Source organism: Arthrobacter sp. KBS0702 (assembly GCF_005937985.2).
Lineage (GTDB): Bacteria > Actinomycetota > Actinomycetes > Actinomycetales > Micrococcaceae > Arthrobacter.
The window spans coordinates 3,172,116-3,183,492 of sequence record NZ_CP042172.1; the positions used below are offsets into that span (position 1 = coordinate 3,172,116).

The 11,377-nt window shown below is 66.7% G+C and carries 9 protein-coding genes; 5 read left to right on the forward strand and 4 right to left on the reverse strand.

The features are described from left to right. Positions 1 to 49 precede the first annotated feature (49 nt). Complete coding sequence (locus FFF93_RS14670) at positions 50 to 1,498, reverse strand: MFS transporter (RefSeq protein WP_138768263.1); 1,449 nt, start codon at positions 1,496 to 1,498, stop codon at positions 50 to 52. Positions 1,499 to 1,600: 102 nt separating this feature from the next. Between FFF93_RS14670 and FFF93_RS14675 the strand changes: the two genes are divergently transcribed. Then, a complete protein-coding gene (locus tag FFF93_RS14675) occupies positions 1,601 to 2,482 on the forward strand; it encodes a helix-turn-helix transcriptional regulator (protein ID WP_138768262.1) in 882 nt (293 codons plus the stop codon). 65 nt (positions 2,483 to 2,547) lie between these two features. Here FFF93_RS14675 and FFF93_RS14680 read toward each other — a convergent pair whose 3' ends face one another. Then, positions 2,548 to 2,979, reverse strand: coding sequence for an STAS/SEC14 domain-containing protein (locus FFF93_RS14680; RefSeq protein WP_186372170.1), 432 nt, complete (start codon positions 2,977 to 2,979; stop codon positions 2,548 to 2,550). 174 nt (positions 2,980 to 3,153) lie between these two features. On the opposite strand from FFF93_RS14680, the gene FFF93_RS14685 reads away from it, so the two are divergent. The 3 genes from FFF93_RS14685 to FFF93_RS14695 all read left to right on the forward strand — a co-directional run bounded on the left by FFF93_RS14685 (position 3,154) and on the right by FFF93_RS14695 (position 7,482). After that, positions 3,154 to 4,176, forward strand: a complete 1,023-nt coding sequence (locus FFF93_RS14685) for a DUF6454 family protein (RefSeq protein ID WP_138768261.1) — start codon at positions 3,154 to 3,156, stop codon at positions 4,174 to 4,176. 39 nt (positions 4,177 to 4,215) lie between these two features. Next, complete coding sequence (locus FFF93_RS14690; protein WP_138768260.1) at positions 4,216 to 5,922, forward strand: phospholipase C; 1,707 nt, start codon at positions 4,216 to 4,218, stop codon at positions 5,920 to 5,922. Between the two features lie 267 nt (positions 5,923 to 6,189). Next, positions 6,190 to 7,482, forward strand: coding sequence for an esterase family protein (locus FFF93_RS14695; RefSeq protein ID WP_138768259.1), 1,293 nt, complete (start codon positions 6,190 to 6,192; stop codon positions 7,480 to 7,482). Here the strand turns inward: FFF93_RS14695 and FFF93_RS14700 are convergent. After that, positions 7,452 to 10,028, reverse strand: coding sequence for an AMP-binding protein (locus FFF93_RS14700; protein ID WP_315851458.1), 2,577 nt, complete (start codon positions 10,026 to 10,028; stop codon positions 7,452 to 7,454). The genes FFF93_RS14695 and FFF93_RS14700 overlap by 31 nt on opposite strands. Positions 10,029 to 10,242: 214 nt before the next feature. On the opposite strand from FFF93_RS14700, the gene FFF93_RS14705 reads away from it, so the two are divergent. Continuing rightward, complete coding sequence (locus FFF93_RS14705) at positions 10,243 to 10,818, forward strand: hypothetical protein (protein ID WP_138768258.1); 576 nt, start codon at positions 10,243 to 10,245, stop codon at positions 10,816 to 10,818. Positions 10,819 to 10,847: 29 nt separating this feature from the next. Here the strand turns inward: FFF93_RS14705 and FFF93_RS14710 are convergent, their stop codons facing one another. After that, positions 10,848 to 11,228, reverse strand: a complete 381-nt coding sequence (locus FFF93_RS14710) for a hypothetical protein (RefSeq protein ID WP_138768257.1) — start codon at positions 11,226 to 11,228, stop codon at positions 10,848 to 10,850. Positions 11,229 to 11,377 lie beyond the last annotated feature (149 nt).

The following is an 11,377-nucleotide window of genomic DNA, read 5'->3' on the forward strand; positions in this document are numbered from 1 at the left end:
GTGTCGTGGGAGTTCATATCAGTACCCCCATCACGTGCCCGGCGGCGGGTCAGCGGGCAGGCTCGGCCTCAGGTGAAGGCACTGCCGCCCGGGGTGTCCTGCGCCGTTGCGCCGCCAGGTCCGCCGGCACGATGAGGGCCGCGGTGACAACAAGGGCGAGAAGCAGCAGGACGCTGCCCGTGCTGAGGGCGGCGCTGACCTGCGCGGCCAAGTGGGCGGTAGTGGGACCGGCGGGGACCGTCGCCGCGGCCGCGACCGCTATGGCAAGCCCCAGGCAGGTGCCCACCTGGTGGAAGGTGTTCACCAGCCCCGAGGCGGCGCCGGCGTCGGCCACGGGGGCGCCGATGATGCCGAAGGAGGTCAGCGGCGCAAACGCGAGCCCCTGGCCCGCGCCAATGAGGACCATCGGCAGCGCCACCCCGGTCTGATAGCCGGAGCCGACCCCGACCCGGCTGAGCCAGAACATCCCGGCGAGGGTGATCAGGATGCCGGCCGCGAGTGGAATCGAACCCGGCATCCTGCCCAGCAAGCGGGGGACGCTCATTGCGACGGCGAAGTTGACCGCGGTCATTGGCAGGAACCCGAGGCCGGCCTGGAGCGGATCGAAGCCCAGCACTTCCTGCAGGAACAGGGTGGTAAAGAAGAAGAACGCGATCATCGCGCCCAGATACAGGAATCGGGCCACGTAGGCCCCGGCCCGGCGGCGGCTCCCGAACAGGCGCAGCGGCATGATGGGCTGGGCAGCCCGGCGTTCGATCAGGACAAACACAATCAGCAGGACGACGCCGGCGCTGACAGCCGTGAGCGTAACAGGCGAGTCCCAGCCGGCGTCGGCGGTGTTGATGATGCCGAACACCAGGGCGCCGAGGCCGAACGTCGCGCTGAGTGTTCCGAACAGGTCAAAGCGGCCGCGGGCCCGGTCCGATTCCGGGAGGAATCGCGGGGCAAGGACTGTCATCGCGGCGCCGATGGGCACGTTGACGAAGAACCCGGCGCGCCAGGAAATCCAGTGCGCCAGCGCGCCGCCAACCACCAGGCCAAGGCTGGCGCCAATTCCTGCGGTTGCGCCATACAACGCCACCGCCCGGGTGCGCTCCCGTCCTTCCGGGAAGCTCGCCGTGAGCAGTGAGAGCGAAGCGGGCGCCACGATCGCGGCGCCGATGCCCTGGATCGCGCGGCCGGTGATGGCCCACCATCCGGCTGGTGCCAGTCCGATCAGCAATGACGCGATCGAGAAAACCAGCAGTCCGAAGACGAAGGTGCGGCGCCGGCCGAGCAGGTCTCCGGCCCTGGCGCCGAGGAGCAGCAGGCCGCCAAAGACCAGGGTGTACGCATCCTGGACCCACGACAGTTCACCGGCGCTCAGCCGCAGCTCTGCCTGCAGGCTTGGCAGAGCGGTGAAAATGACCGAGTTGTCCAGCAGGATCATGAAGTAGCTGACGAGGATGATCGCCAGGATCGCTGCGGGGCGGGGAGCGATCGCGGGTGCAGGTTTCATGCGTTCAATGCAACCGTGATCTCCCACCGCCGGGGAGTCACGGTTGTTCAGGGTAACGGCAGACCCTCCCTCGACCCGTGGCTGCGGCGTAGCGTGGAAGCCATGACAAACAGTGACGACGTGCGGAAGTTCCTGACCTCCCGCCGCGCAAGGATCACGCCGGATGAGGCCGGGCTGCCAGCCTACGGCGGGAACCGGCGTGTCACCGGCCTGCGCCGCGAGGAAGTGGCGATGCTCGCCGGGATGAGCATCGATTACTACATCCGCCTCGAGCGGGGAAACCTCTCCGGCGCCTCCGACAGCGTCCTCGAGGCCCTCGCCCGGGCCCTGAAGCTCGACGACGCCGAAACGGCCCACCTTTTCGATCTGGCCCGCGCTGCCACGGCCGCTCCCCGGGTGCGGCGGAAGCGCAGCCCGCAGACAGTGCGGCCGAGCGTGCAACGCGTCATCGACGCGGTCACGGCCGCGCCGGCCTGGGTCCGCAACGACCGCGGGGACGTCCTGGCCGCCAACGAGCTGGGCCGTGCGCTTTACCTGGATTTGATGGCTGAACAGACCACCCCGCCGAACAGCGCGCGGTTCACCTTCCTGAACCCGAAGGCGCGGGACTTCTTTTCCGATTGGGAACGCGCGGCGGATGACATTGTCGCTGTGCTGCGCTCCGCGGCAGGGAAGAATCCGTACGACAAGGACCTCACGGACCTGATCGGGGAGCTCTCTACCCGCAGCGAGGAGTTCCGCACCCGGTGGGCCCGGCACGATGTGAAATACCACCGCACCGGCCGAAAGCGGCTCCACCACCCGATCGTTGGGGACCTTGACTTGGCCTTTGAAGCGCTTGAACTGCCGGCCGACCCGGGGCTGCGCATCAACGTCTACACGGCAGATCCCGGCACACCGTCCGAGGATGCGCTGAAAGTCCTTGCCAGCTGGGCCGCCACCCAGCGCGAAACGGCGCGAGCCGTCGTCGGGAAGAACGCATGAGCCCTGGGTCGATGAGGCAAGAGCGGGAGGTCGTGCCGGGCTGATCCTGGGGATCTAGCCGGGACTCAGCGGGAGCGGGGCACCGGCGCCGTGGCCTCGTGTTGGTCGTGTGCAAGGCCGCCGGGGCTGCGGACGAACCCGCTGAGCCACGCCACGGCGTCGTCCCGTGAAGTGAAAAATTCGTGCGGGTACTGCGTGTCCCGGCTGGTTGCCGCAGCCACGACGCGGTCCACCGCGCTGGATCCCAGGACGGCAATGGCGAGCACATCGGCCGACTTGGCAAACTCGTACCGGGCCGCGGCGCTGATCTCCACGTCCGTCATGACCGAGAGCATCGGCATCCGCCCGGCCTGGGCCAGCAGCGCCGTGGCCCGCATGGCGTCCCGGGCGTCGACGACGTCCACGAACGAACCCGGGGCCCAGACAGATTCAATGATTCCGCCATTGACGCAGAGGGAGTTCTTCCCGCTCGCAGCAAGGATTGGTTCTGGCGTCATTTGGCCCAGTCTAGGCGCGTTGTGGCCACACAACGGGGCAACACGGCGCAGTAGGCACACTGCCGCACCACCCGGCAGATAGTCAGCTTGCTGTTCACCATCGCTCCATGCGGGGTTCATTACCAGTAAGTAACTTGGGGATGTCCCAGAGATCCGACCTTTGAGAGGCTCCCCATGAGCACCCCCCGCGCCCGAAGCATCCTGATGGCCGCCGCAACCATGGTCCTGGCCGTGTCCGCAATCGGCGGCACCGCTGCCGCCGAGGCTGCGGGCAATAACGCTCAGAACGGAACCAACGACGCCGGTACGCACCACGAAACGACCACCGCACTGGCCGACGCGTTCAACGGCGTCGACCGCAACACGAAATGGCAGCAGACGTCCAAGCTGAAGCTGGACTTCCCGACCTACCACACCGAGGGAATCGCCTTCAGCGAGGACCACATCTTCCTCTCGGCCGTCCAGATCACCGAGCCCACCACCAAGTTCGCGACGCCGCAAAACGGCTTCGACCGGACCCCCGGCAAGGGCATCGGCCACCTGTTCGTCATGGACAAGGCCGGAAAACTGCAAAAGGACATCACCCTTGGCGAGGGCGACATGTACCACCCCGGCGGCATCGACTTCGACGGCACCAACGTCTGGGTCCCGGTGGCCCAGTACCGGCCGGACAGCAGCGCGATCATCTACAAGGTCGACGCCAAGACACTTGACGTGCACAAACAGTTCGAGGTGAAGGACCACTTCGGCGGCATCGTGATGGACAAGCAGACCGGCCACCTGGTCGGCAATACCTGGGGTTCCCGGCACTTCGCCGAATGGGACCTCCAGGGCAAGCAGCTGGGCACCTGGCAGAACCCGAACTTCTTCATCGACTATCAGGACTGCCAGTACGTGCCCAACTCCAAGATGCTCTGCGGCGGCATCACCAACCTCCCGCAGACCCCAGCGGCCGGCGGCGCCGGCGCCACCTATGAGCTCGGCGGGATGGCCATGATCGACCTGAAGTCCCACGACGTCACCCGCGATGTGCCGTTCCAGCAGTGGTCCACCGCCGGACACGTCGCCACCCGCAACCCCTTCAAAATGACCGCCGACGGCGACCACCTCACCATGAAGGTGGCCCCGGACAACGGCGACGAAGGAAACGGCACTGAAATCCTCAGCTACGAAGCGACCGTCACCCCCGCCAACTAAAAACGGCACCCCCGCAGGACCCGAAAAGATCGGAAAATCATGATTCCTCCAGCCCACCGCTCCACCCGCAGGCGCGTCGCCGCCGCCACCGGCGCCACAGCGCTGGCGGCCTCGGCCCTGACGGCCGGCCTAGTCGGCGTCAGCCCGGCCACCGCCAGCGGCGAGGACCACCACGGCGGCACGGCGACGCCGATCCAGCACGTAGTGGTGATCTTCCAGGAGAACGTCTCCTTCGACCACTACTTCGCCACGTACCCGAAGGCCGCGAACATCCCCGGGGAAACCCAGCAGGGCTCAGGCACCAAGACGGCGACGTTCACCGCCGCGAAGAACACGCCCAAGAAGATCGACACCCTGGCCGCCGCCGGCCTGCTGGCCCCGAACAACCCCAACTCCGTCCAGCCCTCCCGGCTCACGCCCCAGCAGGCCGTCACTTGCGACCAGGACCACAACTACGGCGCCGAGCAGAAGGCGTACAACGGCGGCCTGATGGACAAGTTCGTCGAATACACCAGCCGGGACGCCTGCGGCACCAATCAGTACGGCCGCAACGGGCTGACCATGGACTACTACGACGGCAACACTGTCACCGGCATCTGGAACTACGCCCAGCACTACGCCATGAGCGACAACCACTACAGCACCGTCTTCGGCCCGTCCACCCCGGGAGCGCTGAACCTGGTCTCCGGCCAGACACACGGGGCCACCGAGTTCACCGCCACGGGACAGCCCGCCGCATCTGCCACGAGCGACTACACCGTCCGCCAGCCGGATTCCAAGGGCGTCGGCACCGTCATCAACGACCCGGACCCGGTCTACGACGACTGCTCGAACAACAGCCACGCCAAAACCAACAATCTGGCCGGCATGAACGGCAAGAACATCGGCGACCTGCTCAACGCCAAGGGCACGTCCTGGGGCTGGTTCCAGGGCGGCTTCACGCCGACCACCGCGGCCACCGCCACGGCTCCGGCGGCGTGCTTGTCCAGCCACACGAACGCGGCCGGTGCCAGCGTTGTTGACTATTCCCCGCACCACCAGCCGTTCCAGTACTACGCCTCCACCGCCAACCCGCACCACGTCGCACCGGCGTCCGACGCGGAGATCGGCCACAACGGCCAGGCAAACCACCAGTACGACCTGACCGACTTCAACAAGGTGGTGAACACGGACAACATGCCGGCCGTGTCTTTCCTGAAGGCGGGCATGTACCAGGACGGCCACGCCGCCTACTCCGACCCGATCGATGAGCAGAACTTCATCACCGCCACGGTCAACCAGATCCAGAAGTCCAAGAACTGGGAGAACACCGCCGTAGTCCTCGCCTACGACGACTCGGATGGCTGGTACGACCACGCCGCCGCGAAGGTGAAGAACTCCTCCAACACCGCCGACGACGCCGCCTGGTGCCAGAGCGCCGCCGCCAGCGGCGTCCCCATGGCGGGCGGCTACGCCGACCGTTGCGGACCGGGCCCGCGCCAGCCGCTGGTGGTCATCTCCCCGTACGCGAAGAAGAACTTCGTGGACCACACCCAGACGGATCAGGCCTCGATTCTGCGCTTCATCGAGGACAACTGGCACACCGGCCAGGTCGGTGATTCCTCTGCCGACGCCGACGCCGGCTCGCTGAAGGCGATGTTCAACTTCGATGAACCCCGCACCGACAAGGTCCTGCTCGACGAACGGACCGGCGCCGTTGAGTCCATCACCAAGAACGAGGACGACGCCGAAACCCGCGACAAGTAGGCCCCGCTCGCCGGACTCTCTCTGCCGGCACAGGAAACGCCAGGAAACGCCAGGAAACGCCACCCGTCATTTGACGGGTGGCGTTTCCGTTGCTGTTTGTGTGTGACGTCCTCGCAACTCGGTCTGGAGCCTGCCGCGGCAGTATGATCAACGCGGTGACCGCAGCCACAGCCCGGTCTCGGTTCATCGCGCGCACCGGCCCCCTCAAGCCCCGGGAGGTGCCGTCCCGGCCGGGGACGGTTCCCGGAAAGAGCATTCTTGGGTTCTATGGATTCCTTTTGGCTGACCCTCAACATCGTTGACGGCCCCCTGATCCTTGCCTTTTACGCGCTGAGCCTGGTTAGTGCCGTCGCCCTTCTGCTGGGATGGCCGCTGCGGCTCCACGTTCTCCCGGCGAAGGCGGCGGTGGTTGGCGCCGCCGTCGGTGCCCTGGCACTACTTGTTTCCGAAGGCCTCATGCACGCCTTCGGCGGCCCGCTCGGGTGGCACGTACGGTTGTGGGTGATCGCGGGTTTCGCAGGACTGGGAATGTGCACGGCCAGCCTGCATCGATCACGCCCGTGGCGGAACGCGCTGGCGTGTGCCGCGGCCCTCATTTTTACTGTGACCGCCGTGCTGGGGGTCAACGCCTACTACGGACTGCACCCAACGGTGGCTTCCTTGTTGGGGATTTCCTTGGCCCCGAAGATCGAACTGGATCCCATCAAACCCCATACCCGGACCCAACCTCAGTCGCCGCTGTGGCAGCGTTGGAAGCCGCCTGAAGAGCTGGCGTCGGAGGGGACGACGGCCCAGGTGGCCATCCCGCCGAAGGCCTCAGGTTTCAATTCCCGGCCGGCCGGGCTGTACCTTCCTCCGGCGGCCCTGGTCAAAGACCCGCCAGCGCTGCCGTTGGTGGTTTTCATGATGGGGCAGCCAGGGAATCCCGACCCTCAATACGTCAAAACGATTCTGAACGACTACGCCTCGCGTCACGACGGGTTGGCACCCATCGTGATTGTCGCGGACCAACTCGGGAACCCCGCCGTCGACAACCTCTGCCTGGACTCGCCACTGTACGGACATCCCGAAACGTTCATCAACCGAGATGTGGTGGACTGGGCGCGGAGCCACCTGAACATCATCGACGACCGGAAGTACTGGACCATCGCCGGCTATTCCCACGGCGGGCAGTGCGCGATCTCCTTCGCCGCAAAGTACCCCTCGGTCTGGGGCAATGTCCTGGACATCTCCGGCGAGGAATATCCGGGAGCGGAAGAGCCCGAGGTCAACCTCCGGGAGATGTTCGGCGGCCGCCAGGCGGCCTACGACGCCGAGAAGCCGGCCAACATCCTGAAGCAGCGGAAGTACCCGGACACCACCGCCATCTTCACCGCGTCCACCGACGATCCGGTGTATTTGGAGGCTGCCCGCCACCTTTCTGCCGCGGCAACCGCCGCCGGGATGACCGTCACGTACTACGAAGTTCCCAATGGCGGCCACGTGATCGGGGCGCTGAACGGCGGACTTGCCGCGGGTTTCGACGTCCTCTATCCGCGGCTGGGGCTCTCGGGCCCCTGACCCGGCGCCGGCCGCGGGGTCGTTCTCGTGAGGAGTAAGCCGGCACTCCACCGGCTGGCTGCCTTCATCATGCGCATCCACAGCGCCCAGTACGCCACCCCCGTGGCCAGCGAGCCCGCGACCGCCAGGGCCGGGCTTATCGCGGCCAGGGGCGGGTACACCAGCCAGTGGACGAGGTAGGCATAGAGCGAGGCGCTCGCGAGCACCACCGTGAGCCGGCGGAGGCCCGCAGGCACCGGGATGCTGGGCAGCCAGACGAGCAGCAGGATCCCGGCCAGCAGCGTGCCTTCCCGGGCGGCGTCCTCAAAAAATCCCGGGACGGTCCACACGGCGACGGCCGAGACCACGCAGCGCTGGGCCGCGGTCCGGGACCGCGCGATGGCCCAGCCCAGGGCGAAGAGCCAGAGAGCGGGCGCCGTGTGGGGAACGCCCGGATTAACCAGCTCGTAGCGGGTGAAGAGGCCCGCGCCGGTCAGGGCGAGCGGGAACAGTAGGGGGGAGCGCCGCTCGGCGCGGTCAGCCCAGGGAACGGCCAGCACAGCTGTCATGGCCAGGAGCAGATAGACAAGGACTTCGACGAACCAGAAGTGCCACTGCGTGGTCACCGCTTCGGGCCCGATGACGGCGTTCAGGAGCAGGATGTTGGCGGGTGCGTAGTTGTCAGTGACCAGAAAGGCGAACAGGATGAACGCCATGCTGGGCACCACGATTCTGGCCGCGCTCGCGAGTTGACGTCGTAGCCGCGGCAAGCGCTCCCCGGACAGCTGAAAGCGGGCAAAGTTGTATCCGGCCACGGCCATGAGCACGTGGGCCGCACCCTGCCACTTGAAGAGCCCGACATGGGTGCTGACGATCAGGACAATCCCCACAGCCCGCAGCACGATGCTCGTTTCGAGCGGCGCGAAGAACCGCCGCCGTTTCCGGACCGGCACCCCGCCGACTCTCTGTTCCAGGTCCCGGACAGGCGTCACATGCCAATCCTGCGGGAGGTGGCCCAAGGCGCGCTCCAGCCGGACCGACGCTGCCACGTAGGACAGCGAGTCACCGCCGAGCGAGACGAAGGTGTCGCCGTCGGAAACTTCGTCACACTCCAGCGCGTCCCGGAAGATCATGCGGACACTGCCCGGGCCGACGGCGTCGGTGCCCGCCGCCCCGCCCGCGGGCTCGCGCTCGGGCCGGGACAGCGACAGGATGGCCGGATAGTCGAGTTTGCCCGTGGCCAGGCGCGGGAGCTGCCGGACGGGGTGAAGCTCGAGGGCTGCGCGCGGCAGGCCCATACCCTGGGCGAGTACCTTGCCTAGCAGGCGGGTATCGTGGTCGCCCTCGACGGCGACGACGACGCCGTCGTCCGAACCGGCTGCGGCTGCTTGCACGCCGAGCTCGGCGAGGATGCGCTCCACCTGCCCCAGGTCGACGCGCAGTCCGACGATTTTGACGAACCTGCTGCGCCGGCCCACCACTTCGAAGACCCCGGCGGGGTGTTTCCGTGCGAGATCACCGGTGCGGAGCTCCGTGATGGTCCGCCCGGCGGCGAGGTCCGCCGGGCTCTCGGCATAGCCAAGCATGACGTTGGGGCCGGTGTAGACCAGTTCGCCGTGCTCCAAGCCGGGCACTGGGTCGATCCGGAAGGAGCCGCCGGGCACGGGGACGCCGACGGCACCGGGGACGGTGGCGGCGAGTTCCGGCGGCAGGTACGCCATTCGTGCAGTGGCCTCCGTCTGGCCGTACATCACGAAAAGATCCCAGCCCTTCCGTCGTCCAAGTTCGGCGTATCGACTCACCGACTCCGGGGCCAACCGGCCACCGGCCTGGGTGACATAGCGCAGCCCGGGCAGCTCCATCTCCGCGAACCCCACGCGTTCCAACAGCTCGAAGGTGTAGGGAACGGCCGCGAACGCCGTCGCCCCTCGGTTTCGGAAGAGCTCCCAGAAGCATGGGTCAACGACGGAAAGGCTGGTGAGGACCAGTCCGGCACCGCGGAGCAAGTGGCTGTTGATCACCGACAGCCCGTAGCAGTAAGACATCGGCAGCGTCGTCGCGGCGCGGTCGTCCGGGGAGATGTCAAGGTACTCGGCAATCGACTCGGCGTTCGACTGCAGGTTGGCGTGCGAGAGGCGGACCAGCTTGGGCGATCCGGTAGATCCGGACGTGCTGAGCAGGAGGGCGAGATCGGGATGTAGCTCGTGCCGCGTGCCCGGCCGGCGCTCCTCCAGGACCGTCTGTCCGCTGCCGGAGCGGAGGACGACGTCGGGGTCGTAGGCCGCAATGAGGGAGTCCAGGGCGGCAGGCTTGTCCTCGGGCAAGAGGATCAGCGGGTGTCGGCCCACCAACGCCGCCAGATAGGCGACTAGCGAGTCGACGTCGTTGGCGACCGTCAGCGCCACTAGGCGCCGTCCGGTGCCGAGCCGGACGGCCAGGTCCTCGACGCGTTCGGCCAGTTCTCGGTAGCTCAGCGTCAGGGTGTCGGTAAGAACGGCGGGCCGGTCCCCGTAGCTCGCTAAATCAGCGGCAAAGGGCACCTGCATAAAGTCAAGCTGCGTGGTCACCCGGTCGATAGTATTAGTTTAGGCTTGCCTAAACAAAATTAGGATACAAAAAGTTTGCGTAATGGGCCGGGGAAGCGACACGAGGGGTACCGACGCTCCTTGACCTGTACTTGTCGCACAGGCGGCGACCTGTACTTGTCGCACAGGCGGCCACGGCGCGCTTGTCCGGCGGGGATTCCCCGGCCGGACCGCGTGCCGCCTTAGGATCGTCGGCATGGAGACATTCCTCTGGCCCGGTTGTGCACAACATCAAGAAGGGGAACTCAAGGTCGCCGCCGTTCTCCCCGGCGCCGGCTACAAGGTCGAGGCTCCCCTGCTGTATTGGCCGGCAGAAATGCTCAAGGACCGCGGCTGGCACGTCCGCGCGGTTCGCTGGACCAACGACGAGCCCGGCGATGACCCCCACGGGTTCGCTGCCAGGGCCGTGGAACAGGCATTCGCCGAGGCGCCGGCGGCCGGGCAACGACTCATCGTGGCCAAGTCGTTCGGCACGTTCGCGATGCCGTGGGCGGACGCGGCCAACGTGCCGGCCATCTGGCTCACCCCCATCCTCACGGACGACGTGATTCGCCGAACACTGAGTGAAACCAGTAAGTCCGACCTGCTGATCGGCGGAGAGCGTGACAAGTTCTGGGTCACCGCCGGCTTGACCGAGAGCGCAGCCACGTTCGTTGAGATCCACGACGCCGACCACTCCCTGCAGGTTCCGAACGACTGGCGCGCCTCCCAAGCAGTTCAGGCCCAAGCGTTCACCGCTGTTGAACGCTTCGTAGCCACCATTGGGGCTTGAAGCAAGAATGCAAGGAACGTGCGTCTGGGTCAGCCCAGGGCGATGAGGAACGCCAGCACGGCGAGCACAAGGGAGACCGGAACCATGACGCGCTTTTCGTGGCGGCTCTTCGAAGCGAGATTGGGCAGCACGCTCAGCGACAAGTAGGCCGCAACCACCCACATCGCGATAATCGCAATGGAGTCCCCGGGGAGGGCACTGACCAGCCCGGCGCGGTCCAGGGCGACCGTCGCAAAGGCCGCATAGACTACGACCGCCACGGCACTTCCTGCCCGGAACCGGGCCGGCAGGACCTCGTTTTGGCCGCCCCAGGCGAACCGGCCGAGCGGAAAGCCAACAATGAGCAGCAGCTGGAACAAAGCAAGGGCAGCAAGTACCGCACAGAATGCGAGGGCAATTACGGGGGTCATGAGCTGAAGACTAGCGGCCGCCACGCCACAATCGGGGCGAACCCTGATCAACGGACTCCCCTGCGCGGGCAAAAGCACCCCCGCTGCGCAGTTTGGGGACGAATTGGGCGTGCCGGTTGGCGTGGGCCGGACCTTCAGGGTCGATACCT